15 protein-coding genes and 1 other RNA gene are annotated in these 16406 nt (G+C 38.7%); 2 read left to right on the top strand and 14 right to left on the bottom strand.

Features of this window, described 5'->3' with window-relative positions:
• Nucleotides 1-569 precede the first annotated feature (569 nt).
• A complete protein-coding gene (locus AB3X49_RS08710; RefSeq protein ID WP_367961564.1) occupies nucleotides 570-1499 on the top strand; it encodes a carbohydrate binding domain-containing protein in 930 nt (309 codons plus the stop codon).
• Between the two features lie 327 nt (nucleotides 1500-1826).
• Here AB3X49_RS08710 and ssrA read toward each other — a convergent pair.
• The 7 genes from ssrA to AB3X49_RS08675 form a co-directional block, all read right to left on the bottom strand.
• Nucleotides 1827-2181, bottom strand: a transfer-messenger RNA (tmRNA) gene (gene ssrA, locus AB3X49_RS08705).
• 125 nt (nucleotides 2182-2306) lie between these two features.
• Nucleotides 2307-2774: an SsrA-binding protein gene (gene smpB / locus AB3X49_RS08700; protein ID WP_002089531.1), complete on the bottom strand. Its 468-nt coding sequence runs from the start codon at nucleotides 2772-2774 to the stop codon at nucleotides 2307-2309.
• Between the two features lie 92 nt (nucleotides 2775-2866).
• The gene (rnr, locus tag AB3X49_RS08695) at nucleotides 2867-5287 is read right to left on the bottom strand and encodes a ribonuclease R (protein WP_483298771.1); all 2421 of its coding nucleotides are present in this window, start codon (nucleotides 5285-5287) and stop codon (nucleotides 2867-2869) included.
• Nucleotides 5288-5509: 222 nt separating this feature from the next.
• Nucleotides 5510-6250 (bottom strand): alpha/beta hydrolase, encoded by a 741-nt coding sequence (locus AB3X49_RS08690; protein WP_162836430.1) that lies wholly within the window; start codon nucleotides 6248-6250, stop codon nucleotides 5510-5512.
• 161 nt (nucleotides 6251-6411) lie between these two features.
• A complete protein-coding gene (gene secG, locus AB3X49_RS08685; RefSeq protein ID WP_002016062.1) occupies nucleotides 6412-6645 on the bottom strand; it encodes a preprotein translocase subunit SecG in 234 nt (77 codons plus the stop codon).
• A gap of 94 nt (nucleotides 6646-6739) precedes the next feature.
• Nucleotides 6740-7432, bottom strand: coding sequence for an LrgB family protein (locus AB3X49_RS08680; RefSeq protein WP_367961558.1), 693 nt, complete (start codon nucleotides 7430-7432; stop codon nucleotides 6740-6742).
• Nucleotides 7429-7806, bottom strand: coding sequence for a CidA/LrgA family holin-like protein (locus AB3X49_RS08675; protein WP_002016064.1), 378 nt, complete (start codon nucleotides 7804-7806; stop codon nucleotides 7429-7431). The genes AB3X49_RS08680 and AB3X49_RS08675 overlap by 4 nt, the downstream gene beginning before the upstream one ends.
• 286 nt (nucleotides 7807-8092) lie before the next feature.
• Here AB3X49_RS08675 and AB3X49_RS08670 point away from each other — a divergent pair, with 286 nt between their 5' ends.
• Nucleotides 8093-9043 carry a nucleoside hydrolase gene (locus AB3X49_RS08670; RefSeq protein WP_367961556.1) on the top strand — a complete coding sequence of 317 codons (951 nt, stop codon included), beginning with the start codon at nucleotides 8093-8095 and terminating at the stop codon, nucleotides 9041-9043.
• Between the two features lie 56 nt (nucleotides 9044-9099).
• Here AB3X49_RS08670 and eno read toward each other — a convergent pair whose 3' ends face one another.
• The 7 genes from eno to AB3X49_RS08635 all read right to left on the bottom strand — a co-directional run.
• A complete protein-coding gene (eno, locus tag AB3X49_RS08665) occupies nucleotides 9100-10395 on the bottom strand; it encodes a phosphopyruvate hydratase (protein WP_002034740.1) in 1296 nt (431 codons plus the stop codon).
• Between the two features lie 30 nt (nucleotides 10396-10425).
• Nucleotides 10426-11955: a 2,3-bisphosphoglycerate-independent phosphoglycerate mutase gene (gene gpmI / locus AB3X49_RS08660; protein ID WP_002129880.1), complete on the bottom strand. Its 1530-nt coding sequence runs from the start codon at nucleotides 11953-11955 to the stop codon at nucleotides 10426-10428.
• Nucleotides 11952-12707: a triose-phosphate isomerase gene (tpiA, locus tag AB3X49_RS08655; protein WP_002016069.1), complete on the bottom strand. Its 756-nt coding sequence runs from the start codon at nucleotides 12705-12707 to the stop codon at nucleotides 11952-11954. The genes gpmI and tpiA overlap by 4 nt, the downstream gene beginning before the upstream one ends.
• 32 nt (nucleotides 12708-12739) lie before the next feature.
• Entirely contained in the window at nucleotides 12740-13924 is a 1185-nt protein-coding gene (locus tag AB3X49_RS08650; protein WP_367961553.1) for a phosphoglycerate kinase, read from the bottom strand.
• A gap of 139 nt (nucleotides 13925-14063) precedes the next feature.
• Nucleotides 14064-15068 carry a type I glyceraldehyde-3-phosphate dehydrogenase gene (gene gap, locus AB3X49_RS08645; RefSeq protein ID WP_002016071.1) on the bottom strand — a complete coding sequence of 335 codons (1005 nt, stop codon included), beginning with the start codon at nucleotides 15066-15068 and terminating at the stop codon, nucleotides 14064-14066.
• Between the two features lie 26 nt (nucleotides 15069-15094).
• The gene (gene cggR / locus AB3X49_RS08640) at nucleotides 15095-16123 is read right to left on the bottom strand and encodes a gapA transcriptional regulator CggR (protein WP_002089545.1); all 1029 of its coding nucleotides are present in this window, start codon (nucleotides 16121-16123) and stop codon (nucleotides 15095-15097) included.
• A gap of 135 nt (nucleotides 16124-16258) precedes the next feature.
• A partial coding sequence (locus tag AB3X49_RS08635) for a glutaredoxin family protein (RefSeq protein WP_367961565.1) occupies nucleotides 16259-16406 on the bottom strand: 148 nt, incomplete at its 5' end.

Here is a 16406-nt window from a genome sequence, read left to right as displayed (position 1 = left end):
ATTTATGTTTTTGCTGTTTATCGTGCACTTCGAAATACTAGAACATTCTATTATTTATCTCTCGAATAAAAATTATGGGATAGATATTTTGGGTATAACAAAAGTTAGTCGCTACTTCTATTTTGGCTAATTCATTGTTAAGTAGGGTAAGCATTTTTGCTCATGCAAAAAAAAACGAAGTTCAATCAAATGTTCCTAGCATTGTGGAAAGAGATTCTTATTGTAATGATAAGAGTATAAAATAAATGTCACTTTACCCATAAGCTGGCCGTGTGTTTTATTAATGTAGCTTTGGAATAATATTTGGTTAAATTGATACTAATAACCTTAATATACGAGCAAGTGGAACTGACGCTTTCGTTAGTTAATAGGTCACTATGCTCTCTTGATATGCTTTCTTTACCCGTTCAATTTGAACAAAGTGGCCTTGTATATGTTGAAGATCTTTCAATTGAAAACAATCTATAAATCATTTATAAATAAAGTTGTTATTTGGAATATTTATCCAAATATATATATAGAAAGTATGAAAAAAATAAAGTTTAATCTGACCAAAGGAGATGAAGAAATTGTTTAAAAAAGTCGGTATAGGAGTATTTTCTACAGCAATTGTATTAAGTGCCAGTATAGGTTTTTCAGACATTGTATCAGCAGATAGTCCATATGCAAATGAACAAGTTAGGAATGGAGACTTTGAGGATGGGCTAAATAACTGGATTTTATCTAATCCTAATTCTTCTACCGAGAATATCGGCACTTCTGAACCAGGCAATCATTATCTCAAATTAATACATGCAGACACAGCCTATCAACTTGTTACTGTAAAACCGAATACAGAATATACATTAACATTTGATATAGCGGGAAGTATAGTTTCCCCATCAGAAGTAACAGTAGGTAATCTGAATGCCAATCAAGAAATCGTTCCATTAACAAAGAAGCAGTATACAGGATTTAAGCCGGAACATCATGAGATAAAGTTTAAAACAGGGGAGGATGTGTCAAACTTTGCTGTCAAACTTGCTTCTACAGCAAATGGGAGGGCTAAGTTTGATAATGTACAATTAAAGGAAAAGGAGAAATCTTATATTTTTAATATTGATTTTGACCACAATTCAAGTTTAGAACCTTTTAAACCATCATATGGCTCTTTAAATTACAATATTGAAGAGCATGCAGGAGTAAATAATTCTAAAGGACTTCATTTTAGTTCAGGAATCGGTCATCTTAAGGGAGACGTAACTTTGAAGCCTAATACTACATACATCATGTCCGCATCTGGAAAAGTATCGGGTCCTGAAAAAACCTTATTTGTAGGAGCACAGTCTCCTGGGGGAAAAGACACACTTTATATGAAGTTTACTTCCACACAGTATGAACAAAAATCGGTTGAATTTACTACTCTAAATACTAATAATCCATATTCATTCTTCTTACAAATTAATGGATATGTAATCGGTGATGCCTATCTTGATGATATCGTACTAGTTGAAAAGTAGCCATAATTAAAAATATATTTCTATCATTGACACATGAAAACAATTCTAGAAATGAGTCGCCATATGCCCATCAACTTAAGGATTTTATAACGCCCCAAAACGAAAAAAATGTACATTTTTTCGTTTTGGGGTATTTGCTATTCTTAGATTGATGATGATGTGATGCTATCCCTAAAAGTCGCGACTTTATTTAAAGGCGACATTAAAAATATTCTTCAAATCCTGGAAGCATAAGTTGGCCGTAAACTAAAAGAAGCATAAGTTGACCAAAACGGCCATCTTATGCTTCTTGTTATATACAAAATAAAAAAACCACCAAATATGTATTGGTGGAGACGGTGGGAGTCGAACCCACGTCCAAAAATATCGGCACTTAAGCTTCTACGAGTGTAGTCGATATATTAGCATTTCGCGAACTCTTCGGCCTATCGACAGGCTTCCAAGTTGCTAGTCTGATTGTTCTCTTCCTTCGCCCTCAGACGGCGAACTCCGGCGTAGTCCACTTAGTTTGAGTCCCTTACCCTACCACATGGACGATGGAGGGAGGAACCTTTAGTGCAATTAAGCAGCTAAAGAAAGATTGTTTTGTTTGCCAATTATAGGCTTTGACGTTTTAACGAGGCCGATCCCCTCGACTCGCAACCTAAGCTCGAACTATCCCTGTCGAATCCGTAACGTCCCCATGATAAAAATGGAGCATACGAAGAAATATCGTGATAGCTACTAAGAGCTGTTTTTCAATGTGCAACAATCTTACATAAGTTATTATATCATACGCGCGCCGTTTTACAAATGTAAATATCTGTATTACATCTTTTGACGATCACGGAACACGCGTGCAATTTCACGTTTAGCTTCTTTCTCTTTTAAATCGTGACGCTTATCATATTGCTTCTTACCTTTTGCTAAACCAAGTGCCATTTTCGCAAATCCATTTTTCAAATAGATTCTAACTGGAATTAATGCATAACCTGTTTCTTTTGCATAACCTGCTAGCTTATCAATTTCTTTCTTATGAAGAAGTAACTTTCTTGTACGAAGCGGATCGTGATTAAAACGATTCCCTTGTTCATATGTATTAATATGCATATTATGAACCCATACTTCACCGTTATGTATACGTGCAAACGCGTCTTTCAAGTTCACGCGTCCAGCGCGAATTGACTTAATTTCCGTTCCTTGAAGGACAAGCCCTGCTTCGTATGTTTCTTCAATGAAATAATCATGAAATGCTTTTTTATTTTGCGCAATAACCTTACCTGTACCTTTTGGCATATAACGTCCCTCCTCTATTTTTACCATTGTAACAAATGTAAACCAAAAGCGAAAGTGGCTCGCTCAGAATGTAAGGCGAAGCCACTCTTTTCTTACTTGCGCTTTTTCTTTTTCTTCTTGAATCCTGGTACATTTTCAAAGAATCCTTTTTTCTTCTTACCATTACCATTACTATTACTATTACCATCTTTTTTCCCTGGCTGACTAGCGGATGTGGATGCAGATGCTTTTCCTTGTCCACCACGATCAAACTTTCTTCCTGTGCCGCGTTCACCACCGCGCTCATTACTACGTTCGCTACGTCCACCGCGTTTCTTTCTGCCTGTTCTTGGCTGTCCAATCACAACTGGACGATCTTTGAACTTACGACGAGGTGTGCCTTTCATGCCAACGATTTCAAAGTCGATTGCGCGCTCGTCTTTATTTACGTTAATAACACGAATTGTAATTTCGTCACCGATGCGTAATACGTTACCTGTACGTTCTCCGATCATCGCAAAATGTTTTTCGTCATAACGGTAGTAATCATCTGTTAAATAGCTAACGTGTACAAGACCTTCAATTGTATTTGGAAGCTCTACGAATAAACCGAAGTTTGTTACAGAGCTAATCATACCGTCATACTCTTCACCGATCTTATCGACCATATACTCTGCTTTTTTCATTTCGTCTGTTTCACGCTCTGCTTCAACAGCACGGCGTTCCATATTAGAAGAGTGCTCTGCAATCTCAGGTAAGTTTTCACGCCATTTCGCTTGCGTTTCGTTGTCTACTTTACCATTAATGATGTATTCACGAATCAATCTATGAACAATCGTATCTGGGTAACGACGAATTGGCGATGTGAAATGTGTGTAGAACTCAGTTGATAAACCAAAATGTCCTAAGCTGTTCGAATCGTAACGTGCTTGCTTCATAGAACGAAGCATAACTGTTGAAATGACTATTTCTTCCGGCTGACCTTGAACCATTTCAAGAATTTGCTGCAATGCACGAGGGTGTATTTCATTCGCACGTCCCTTTACTGCATATCCGAAGTTTGTTACAAACTCGAAGAAACGCTCAAGCTTATCTTCTTTCGGATCTTCATGGACACGGTACATAAACGGTACGTTCATCCAGTGGAAATGCTCCGCTACTGTTTCGTTCGCAACAAGCATAAACTCTTCAATTAACTTCTCTGATACAGAACGATCACGCATTACAACATCAGTCGGTTTTCCTTCTTCATCTACTAGTACTTTCGCTTCTTTAAAGTCAAAGTCAATCGCACCACGGCGCATACGTTTTTCACGCAAAATTTGTGCTAACTGCCCCATTTCTTTAAACATTGGCACTATCGGCTCGTAACGTTCAATTAGCGCTTCGTCTTCATCTTCTAAAATGCTTCTTACGTCAGCATACGTCATACGCTCTGTCGTCTTAATTACACTTTGGAAAATCTCGTGTTTTACAACATCACCTAGATTGTTGATTTCCATTTCACAAGATAGTGTCAGACGGTCTACTTTCGGATTTAATGAACAAATACCGTTTGATAAACGATGCGGAATCATCGGAATTACACGGTCTACAAGATATACACTCGTTGCTCTCTCTGCTGCTTCAACATCAATTGGAGAACCTTCTTGAACGTAATGACTTACATCCGCAATATGAACACCAAGCTTATAGTTACCGTTCTCAAGCTTCGTTACTGTAACAGCGTCATCTAAGTCTTTCGCATCCGCACCATCAATTGTAACAATCATTTGATCACGTAAATCACGACGATCTTTTATATCTTCTTCTGAAATCGTTTCTGGTACACTGTTTGCATGCTCCATCACTTCTTCAGGGAATGCTAAAGGTAAATGATGTTTATGAATGACAGATAAAATATCTACTCCTGGGTCATTTTTATGACCTAGAATTTGAATAACTTCACCTTCTGCGCTTAAACGGTTCTCTGGGTAGCCCGTAATTTTCACAACTACTTTATGGCCTTCTACAGCGCCCATAGATGCACTTTTCAAGATAAAAATGTCACTTGTCCAGCGTTTATTATCAGGTATAACAAATCCAAAGTTCTTTGACTCTGTATATGTACCAACTAGTTCCTTCGTTCCACGCTCTAAAATACGAACAATCGCGCCTTCTTGGCGTGATCCACTTGATTGTGCGCTAACACGTGCTAATACTGTATCACCATGAAGTGCACCATTTAATTCTGTCGGCGGGATGAAAAGATCATCATCTCCTGTTTTCTTCTCTTCTGGAACGACGAACGCAAAACCACGTGCGTGCCCAATTAATTTACCGCGTACTAAATTCATTTTTTCTGGAAGACCGTAGCGGTTACTACGTGTGCGGATAACAAGCCCCTTCTCTTCCATCATTACAAGTGCCTTTACGAAATCTTTAAAGCCCTCAGAGCCTTCGATTCCAAATGCCGATTCTAATTCTTGTATCGTTAACGGTTTATACGCTTCTTCCCTCATAAATAATAACAACTTATCAATATGTTCTTGCATGATTTCTTCCAAGCAGAAATACCTCCTTTAAACCCTTATATTATTTAGTGTATCCGAAAGATGGGGGATGTATAAAGTGAAACTTTAATCATCTCCCAATGATTTTTTACAGCTTTCATAAAGTGTAACTTTAACCAGTGGTTTTTTGTCCGTCCCCACTGATTATTAGCCCACAAATAGCGGGATAAAAATTCCCTTATGAAAAAAAGAGGCAACTAGACCTTACCAATCTAGTTGCTCCAAGAAGTTATATACATCCTCATGTAGCACATCACGTTCTTTATCAAGTGTAATGACATGCGTAGAGTCTTCATACCATTTAATGTCTTTTAACGTAGATTCTACACCGTTATAAATAATGTTAGCACTATCTGTATTAATCATCTCATCATGACGTGCTTGTACAACGAATGTTGGAGCATAAATCATATCAACATTATTGCGTACGTCACGAATCAACTCCTGTAATGCTTTTAATGTATTCATTGGTGTCTGTTTAAATTCAAACATTTCCTGCTCAATTCGTTCTGGTGATTTTTGCTCACGCTTTTTATATTCGCGGGCATATGCCAATATACCTTGGTACATAATTTCTTCACTTTTAATGTACATCGGTGCACACATTGGTACAACACCTAAAATCGGTAATGTATAAGCAAGTTTTAATGAGAATACTCCGCCTAATGATAATCCAACCGCAGCTATTTTCTCGTAACCTTGATCTTTTAAATGCTGGTAGGCATTCATTACATCTTTCCACCAGTCTTCAGGGCCTGTATGAACAAGCTCTTCTGGTGGTACGCCGTGTCCTTTATAAATTGGTGCATGACAAGTATAGCCTTTCTTCTCTAAGAAACGCCCTAGCATGCGTACGTCAGCTGAGTTCCCTGTGAATCCATGTAATAATAAAACAGCGCGGTCTCCACCTTCAAATGTAAATGGTTTCGGAGATGCTAATTTCATCATGTACTTCTCCTCTTTCTCTTCTGTAATCTAGTCGTATTCTTTCTATTCTTAGTGTACCATATTTATAATTCTATAATCTAATTAGAAACTTTTTTTGAATAACAAATCAAAAAAAGAAGAACCATTAGCATAATCCGCTAACGCTTCTTCTTTTAATTTTATAAATTTAAGTACGTAACACCAATTGTTAGTACGAAGAATAGTACAGCTAAGACAACTGTAACACGGTTTAATACCGCTTCAATTCCACGTGCTTTTTGCTTACCAAACAATTGCTCTGCACCACCTGAAATAGCGCCTGAAAGGCCTGAGCTATTACTAGACTGCATAAGTACCATAACAATCATTAAAATCGATACAATAATAAGTAAAACTGATAATAACGTATGCACTTGGCGTACCTCCTACAAAGATTCAGTTATTTTAAATGTAGCATAAATCCTATAGAAAAGCGAGAGCTATAGAATCGCTCTCGCTTTTCTTCTATTACATGAACATCATTGCGAATAACGGTCCAAGTAAACATGTCAAAATTGCTGTTAATGTCATTGTTACCGATCCAATAACACCTTCATGCTCATTATTTTTCATCGCTCTCATAACACCCATAATATGAGACGCACATCCAAAGCCAATCCCTTTACCAACTGAGTTTGTAACACGGCTCCATTTTAATAAAATTGGTCCTGAAATCGTTCCAGTAATCCCTGCGATAGCGACGAATGCTGCTGTTAAGGACGGGACACCACCAACTTGTTCAGATACACTCATCGCAACTGGCATTGTCACTGATTTTGGTAAAGAAGATAAAATTAAGCTTTTATCTGTTCCCATAAGTGTGGCGATAGCAAAATCACTTGCAATAGCAACTGTTGTACCTACTAATACACCACCAGCAATTGGTACAACATATTTTTGCAGAACATGACGTTGTTTATAAAGCGGGATTGCAAATGCTACAACACCTGGTCCTAGTAGCTTCGCAATCCAGCCACCACCACTTTCCATATAATTTTGATATGGTATATCAAGCATTATAAATAAGAAAGCCATTAATCCTGTTGCAACAAGCATTGGAATGGTAAATGGTGTTGGAAATAATTTGTAGATTTTTTTAGATAATTGATATAATAGCACCGTAAAAAGAACCCAACCGATTCCGATTAATATTTGGCTCATTGTGTCTCTTTTTCCTTTCTATTCGCAAGATATTGTCCTGTATGTCCTGCGACAATAATAATTAAAAACGTACTCGCTACAACTGTAATGAAAAGGGAAATTCCTTTACTCATAAAAAAAGCACCGTAATTCATTAAGCCAAGCGTTGGCGGAATTAATAAAAACGGCATAATAGCAACGAGTGTTTCTGCTCCTAAATCAAACCATTTCACTGGAAGTACTTTTAGGCTAAGCAAAACAAGTAGGAGGAACATCCCAATCAAACTTCCTGGAATCGGAAGATTCAACATTTCTTGCACCCAATTTCCAACCATATAAAATACATAAAGAGCAGCAATTTGGACAAGAATCTTTGTAAGTTTCATGTTCATCATCCCTCATGTTTATACGATCTTCTGTTAATATCCTTATCATAGTATAAATTGTAAAAACCTGCAATTTATCAAATCGACAACGAAAACCCACTATATTATACGCTTACACCCTTGATATGACTGCGTTTCCCAATGTGATTTATGTCAAAAACCTTGACCTAATATATAAAGTTTATATTTTCTGAATTTTGATGGTTATTATTTTAATAAAACAAAATCCTTCACTCCATTTTTATTCTGCCTTCTCTCTAGCACACATATATATATAAAGATAGGTGGTGAACGTATGTCTAAAAAAATTCTCATTTTTTGTGATCCTGGAATCGACGATGCGATAGCCCTCCTCCTCGCATTCTTTATCGATGAAATTGAAATTGTTGGGATTGTCGCTGATTACGGCAATGTTCCAAAAGAAATGGCCGTACAAAATGCTCATTTTCTTAAACAAAAATCAAGAAATAGAGATATGAAAATATTTGGTGGTTCAGACCGTCCTCTCAATGGAGGTCCACCCGCTTTTTTTACTAATATTCACGGTAAAGAAGGGTTAGGGCCAATCATCCAAAATGAAAAGTTACAAAACGGAGAAATGGAGAATTTTTTTGAAGTTATCCCTCTCATCGAGCAGTATAAAGACGAACTAATCATTGTAAGTTTAGGGCGACTCACTTCCCTAGCTGCTTTATTTATTTTATGTAAAAACTTAATGCAGCAAATTAAATCTTATTATGTAATGGGTGGTTCCTTTCTGCACCCAGGTAATGTAACTCCCGTATCAGAAGCGAATTTTTATGGCGATCCAATCGCGGCTAACATTGTATTACAATCTGCATCCAACATGTACATATACCCGTTAAATGTAACTCAATATTCCATCGTTACACCTGATATGGCTGAATATATTGAGACGAAAGGAAAGGCTTCTCTCGTCAAACCTCTATTCGATCATTACTACTATGGATATTACGAAAAAATTTTACCACAATTAAAAGGCTGCCCTTTTCATGACACGATACCGATATTAGCTTTACTTGATAATTCTATGTTTACCTACTACAAATCACCAATTACCGTCATGACCGAATCTTACGCTCAAGGAGCAAGCATCGGTGATTTCCGCTCTTTATTAGGATCAAGCCCATTCACCAATCGGCCCTCGCAGCAAATTGCTATCGATTTTGATTATAATCTCTTCTTTAAATACTTCATGTCACTTATGACAGACGAACAATTTTAGCAAAAAAAAAAAAAAACAGACCGTGATTTCTCACGGTCTGTCGTTATTTTCTACAATTATCGTTTGATATTGTAGAAAGATTGTAAACCAGCGTAAACAGCGATTTCGCCTAGCTCGTCTTCGATACGTAATAATTGGTTGTACTTAGCAATACGGTCAGTACGGCTCATAGAACCAGTTTTGATTTGGCCAGCGTTAGTTGCAACTGCGATGTCAGCGATTGTAGCATCTTCAGTTTCACCAGAACGGTGAGATACAACTGCTGTGTAACCAGCACGTTTAGCCATTTCGATTGCTTCGAAAGTCTCAGTTAAAGTACCGATTTGGTTAACTTTAATTAAGATTGAGTTAGAGATACCTTTTTCGATACCTTCAGCAAGTTTTTGAGTGTTAGTTACGAATAAATCGTCACCAACTAATTGTACTTTATCACCGATACGCTCAGTTAATAATTTGTGACCATCCCAGTCGTTTTCGTCTAAACCATCTTCAATAGAGATGATTGGGAAGTCTTTGCAAAGCTCTTCGTAGAAATCAACCATTTCTGCAGAAGTTAAGCCAGTACGGCCTTCGCCTGCAAGGTCATATTTACCAGTTTCTTTGTTGTAGAACTCAGAAGAAGCAACGTCCATTCCTAAGAATACGTTCTCGCCAGCTTTGTAACCAGCTTTTTCGATAGCTTCGATGATTACTTCTAATGCTTCACGGTTAGAACCAAGGTTTGGAGCGAATCCACCTTCGTCACCTACTGCAGTGTTAAGACCTTTGTCATGTAATACAGCTTTAAGTGCATGGAATACTTCAGCACCCATACGGATTGATTCTTTGAATGTTGGAGCACCAACTGGTAAGATCATGAACTCTTGGAAGTCAACGTTGTTATCAGCGTGAGAACCACCGTTGATGATATTCATCATTGGAGTTGGTAATTGTTTTGCATTGAATCCACCAAGGTAACGGTATAATGGAAGACCTACGAAGTCAGCTGCTGCGTGAGCTACTGCCATAGATACACCAAGGATAGCGTTAGCACCTAGTTTACCTTTGTTTGGAGTGCCATCTAATTCGATCATAGCACGGTCGATACCAGCTTGGTCAGTTACGTCGAAACCAACGATTTCTGGAGCGATTGCTTCGTTAACGTTGTTTACTGCGTTAAGAACACCTTTACCAAGGTAACGAGATTTGTCACCGTCACGTAATTCTACTGCTTCGTGCTCACCAGTAGATGCACCACTTGGTACGATAGCGCGTCCGAATGCGCCGCTTTCTGTGTAAACTTCTACTTCTACAGTTGGGTTACCACGAGAGTCAAGGACTTCGCGAGCATAAACATCAATAATTGTTGACATAATAAATTCTCTCCTTTTTATATAAGCAAATTATTTAATAATTGTTTTACCTGTCATTTCTTTCGGTTGTTCCACATTTAAAAGTGTAAGCATTGTTGGGGCGATATCTCCTAAAATACCACCTTCACGAAGCTCTACATCATTTTTTGTAACGATGAAAGGAACCGGGTTAGTTGTATGAGCTGTCATTGGTCCACCTTCAGCAGTTAACTCCTGATCGGCATTACCATGGTCAGCAGTAATAAGTGCTACACCATCTTTTGCAAGAATCGCTTCTACAACTTTTCCTAAACATTCGTCAGTTGCTTCTACTGCTTTAATTGTTGGTTCCATCATCCCAGAATGGCCAACCATATCACAGTTTGCAAAGTTAAGAATGATAACATCATGTTTATCATTTTCGATGTCATTTACTAAAGCGTCCGTTACTTCATAAATGCTCATTTCAGGTTTCAAGTCATACGTTGCAACCTTCGGTGAGTTAATTAAAATACGCTCTTCTCCTGGGAATTCAGCCTCACGACCACCGCTAAAGAAGAATGTAACGTGCGGATACTTTTCAGTTTCCGCGATGCGAAGTTGCTTTAATCCCGCTTGCGCAACAACTTCACCTAATGTGTTATCAAGGTTCATTGGCTTGAATGCCACGTAACCATCTACAGTTTCACTGAAATGTGTCATACAAACGAATTCAGGAATGTGAGGTACTTTTTCACCACGATCGAACTCACGGAAGTCTTCGTTTGTAAATACACGAGCAATTTGAATTGCACGGTCTGGACGGAAGTTATAGAAGATAACTGCATCATCATTATTGATTGTTGCAACTGGCGTGTCATCTTCGTTAACAATTACAGACGGCAATACGAATTCATCATGAATACCATTTGCATAAGAGTCTTCTACACACTCTTCTGCTGATTTATAAGTAGGGCCTTCACCATTCACCATAGCACGGTAACATTTTTCTACGCGATCCCAGCGCTTGTCACGGTCCATGGAGTAATAACGACCAGAGATAGTCGCGAATTGTCCTACTCCTGTTTCTTTAATTACTTCATTTGTTGCATCGATATAACCTTTTGCTGTTTGTGGTCCAACATCGCGGCCATCTAAGAATGCATGGATATATACTTTCTCCACGCCTTCTTTTGCTGCTAAGCGAAGAAGAGCAAACATATGGTTCATGTGACTGTGCACACCACCATCAGAAAGTAAACCGAATAAATGAAGAGCAGTACCTTTTTCTTTCACGCTTTTAATTGCATTTTGGAAAGTTTCGTTCTGATCGAACTCACCTTCACGAATTGCAACGTTTACGCGTGTTAAGCTTTGATATACGATGCGGCCAGCACCGATATTTAAGTGACCAACCTCTGAGTTACCCATTTGACCTGCTGGAAGACCTACTTCCTCACCAGAAGCTGTAAGCGTTGTGTGAGGGAATTTGTTCCAGTAACCATCAAAATTAGGTTTCTTAGCTTGTGCTACAGCATTCCCGTAAGTTTCTTCACGTAGTCCGAAACCATCAAGAATGATTAAAGCTGTTGGCTTTCTCATTTTACCGCCCCCAGAAGACCTAAGAACGAAGCAGGCTCTAAGCTAGCACCGCCAACTAAAGCGCCGTCGATGTCAGATTGTGCCATATACTCTTTAATGTTTTCTGGTTTTACGCTACCGCCGTATTGAATACGAACAGCTTCTGCAGCTTCTGGAGAAACAGCTTCTGCAACAACTTTACGGATGTGCGCACATACTTCATTTGCATCTGCAGAAGAAGAAGATTTACCTGTACCGATAGCCCAGATTGGCTCATAAGCGATAACAGTTACTTTAACTTGCTCTTCTGTTAAACCTGCAAGTGCTTTTGTTACTTGACCTGCTACTAGATCAAATGTTTTTCCGCTTTCGCGCTCTTCTAAAGTCTCACCACAACAAACGATTGGTGTTAAACCATGTTCAAATGCTGCAAGAGTCTTTTTATTTACTGACTCGTCTGTTTCAGCAAACATTTCACGACGCTCAGAGTGGCCAAGTACTACGTAGCCTACTTTTAAGTCGCTAAGTGCTACTGGGCTAATTTCGCCAGTGAATGCACCATTTTTTTCGAAGTGCATGTTTTGTGCACCTACTTGTAAGTCAGTTCCTTCAGCCTTTGCTACTAAGCGCTCTAAGAATAGAGCTGGCGAACAAACTACTGCATCAACAGCTGAAGCTGCTGGGATTTGACCTTTAACTTCCTCTACGAAGCTAACTGCTTCAGATAGAGTTTTATTCATTTTCCAGTTACCTGCGATAATTGGTTTACGCATGCTTTGCACCGTCCTTTTTCTTTGGCTGCTACTTATTTGTCGTTAAGACAAACTACACCTGGAAGTTCTTTACCTTCCATGAATTCTAATGACGCACCGCCGCCAGTAGAAATGTGGCTCATTTTATCAGCCATACCGAATTTTTCAACAGCTGCTGCAGAGTCACCACCGCCGATAATAGAGTATGTATCTTCTGCATCTGCTAATGCTTGCCCTACTGCTTTTGTACCTTCTGCGAATGGAGTCATTTCGAATACACCCATTGGTCCATTCCATACAACAAGCTTAGAGTTTTTAATTACATCTGCATAAATTTCACGTGTTTTAGGACCGATGTCCACGCCTTCCCATGTAGAAGGGATAGAGTCGATACCAACGATTTGAGTTGTTGCAGTTTCAGAGAATTCCTCTGTGATTACAACATCAACTGGCATATAGAAGTTTACGCCTTTTTCTTTTGCAAGTTGCATAAATTCTTTAGCTAGTTCAATTTTGTCGTTTTCACATAGAGATAGACCAATTTCATGACCTAATGCTTTAACAAATGTGTAAGCAAGTCCGCCACCGATGATTAAGTTATCTACTTTGTCTAATAGATGACGAATTACACCGATTTTATCTTTTACTTTCGCACCACCGATGATAGCTGTGAATGGACGTTCTGGGTTAGAAAGTGCTTTACCTAATACATCTAACTCTTTTTCCATTAATAAACCAGATACTGCTGGTAGGTAGTCTGCGATTCCTGCTGTAGAAGCATGAGCACGGTGAGCTGCACCGAATGCATCGTTTACGAAGATATCAGCAAGAGCTGCAAATTCTTTCGCAAGTTCTGCATCGTTCTTTTCTTCGCCCGCATAGAAACGTACGTTTTCAAGAACTAATACGTCGCCTTCGTTCATTGCTGCAACCATTTCTTGTGCAACTGGTCCGAATGCTTCGTCCGCTTTTTTAACATCTTTACCAAGAAGCTCGCCTAAACGTGCTGCTACTGGAGTAAGACGTAATTCTTCTACTGCTTGACCTTTTGGACGGCCTAAATGACTTGCTAAAATTACTTTCGCACCTTGCTCTATTAAATATTGAATTGTAGGAAGAGCTGCACGGATACGAGTTTCATCTGTAATTTTGCCTTCTTTCATAGGTACGTTGAAATCAACGCGGCAAAATACACGCTTACCTTTTAAATCTACGTCACGAATTGATTTTTTGTTCATTGGATTTCCCTCCGACTACTAGTTAGGATTGACAAAACCCATTCAAAAGCTTAACACATTTGCTTCTAAAACGAAAGAAGAGAGAGAGGGAACAAACCCTCTCCCTCGTTTTGTCATTGATTGCTTATATACTTAAGAATTAAAGACCTTTAGAAGTCATGTATGCAGCTAGGTCTACTACGCGGTTAGAGTAACCAGTTTCGTTATCGTACCAAGAAAGTACTTTAACCATGTTACCTTCCATTACCATTGTAGATAATGCATCGATTGTAGAAGAAGCTGTACATCCGTTATAGTCGATAGATACTAATGGCTCTTCGCTGTATCCAAGGATACCTTTTAATTCGCCTTCAGAAGCTGCTTTGAATGCTGCGTTTACATCTTCAACTGTTACTTCTTTGTCAAGTTCAACAACTAAGTCAACAAGAGAAACGTTAGCAGTTGGAACACGTACAGCGCCGCCGTTTAATTTACCTTTAAGTTCTGGTAATACTAATGCTACAGCTTTAGCAGCACCAGTAGATGTTGGGATCATGTTTTCAGCTGCTGCACGAGCACGACGTAAATCTTTGTGTGGTAAGTCTAAGATTTGTTGGTCGTTAGTGTAAGAGTGAATTGTTGTCATCATTCCGCGTTTTACGCCGAATTTTTCGTTTAATACTTTAGCGAATGGAGCTAGACAGTTTGTAGTACAAGAAGCATTAGATACTACGTTGTGGTTAGCTGCATCGTATTGTTCGTGGTTAACACCCATAACTACAGTGATATCTTCGTCAGAAGCTGGAGCTGAGATGATAACTTTCTTAACTGATCCACCTAAGTGTTTCTCAGCGTCTGATTTTTTAGTGAAACGGCCAGTAGATTCTACTACTACTTCTACTCCGTAGTCGCTCCATGGTAATTGAGCTGGGTCACGCTCAGCGATAACTTTAATTTCTTTACCGTTAACAACGATGCTGTTTTCGTTAGCAGATACTTCTGCATTTAAAGTTCCGTGAACTGTATCATATTTTAAAAGGTGAGCTAATGTTTTAGCATCTGTTAAGTCGTTGATTGCTACTACTTCTACCTCAGAGTTGTTAAGAGCTGCGCGGAATACGTTACGTCCGATACGTCCAAATCCATTAATACCAATTTTAGTCATTTAAATTTCCTCCTTGGGGGATTATATTAAAGGGTAATACCCTTTGTTAATTGTTTTGCTGCACCTTCATCTGTAATTAGAATTGAAGTGTGCCCTTGCTTTATTACAGCCTGTATTGCTTTTGCTTTTGAAGAACCTCCAGCGACTGCGACAACGTGAGATACATGTTGTAAATCTTCAAGTTGCATACCAACTGTTCTTACTTTATGAACAACATTTCCTTGTTCATTAAAGTAGTAACCGAAAGCTTCGCCAACTGCTTCGCTTGCCTGAATCTTTAACCAATCTGCTTCTGAAGTATTTCTGCGACGTGCCATTGTTAACGCATCACCAATTCCATGAATGACGATATTGGAAGATCGAATCAACTCAAGAACTTCTTTCACGGAGGGCTCTGTTACAATAGACGCATATGCTTCGCTACTAACGTGATCAGGAACATACAATAAGCGATAATTACTCATCGTATTTTGTGCCATTTTGGCGCAAATGGTATTGGCTTCTAACTCGACACCTTCTCCAATTCCACCACGTGCTGGGACAAATAGCATATGTAAATCTTTGCAATCAAGTTGCATCATGTCCGCAGCAGCAGCTAGCGTAGTTCCTCCAGCCACAGCAACGATATTATTCACTGTCAGACGGTCTTTTATACAAGTCACACAAGCACGGCCCATCTCCAGTTTGACCCAAGGTGATTCATCACTATCACCAGGGACAACGAAAACTTCATCCAAGTCTAATGTTTCCTTAAGTTGTTTTTCTAAAACCTTTAACCCGGAAATTTCTTTCATAAAGTCTTCCAAAGCAAGAACTAAAGCTGTTCCTTCTTCTGTCAAAGTCATTCCAGAAGAAGCGACGTGAACTAAGTTTTGTTCTTTCAAAACTTGAACTTCACTTCGCAATACTCGTTCTGTCATACCGAGACTTGCAGATAAGTTTCTTCTTCCAATCGGCTGCATAAGCCTAATGTACTGAAGCACTTGCATTCTCGTTTGCATAACAGGTAGCAGATCAGGTAATAATTTTTTTGTGTTCTGAATCCATGAGCGCATATCTTTTCTCCTCACTACATCGGTTCATTTCCCTTCATGGTCACTTTATGTCCCGTAGTGACATTTTGTGTCCCACTTAGGTTAAAAAAATAATCCCTGCTACGTGTATTATTGTAACAGGAGACAGAAACTTATTCAACTCTTAACTGCATTGTTTATATAGTTTATTATGACACCTTTGTGAATGTTACCATATTCTACTTGTCTTCCGCCTATTTCTACAACAGGAATCATTAGATGGTATTTCTCTAAAAGGTCATTATCTTCATATATATCTATTTCC

Source organism: Bacillus sp. C30, from assembly GCF_040838255.1.
Classification (GTDB): Bacteria; Bacillota; Bacilli; order Bacillales; family Bacillaceae_G; genus Bacillus_A; species Bacillus_A mycoides.
This window is presented reverse-complemented; position numbering and strand designations above follow the sequence as displayed.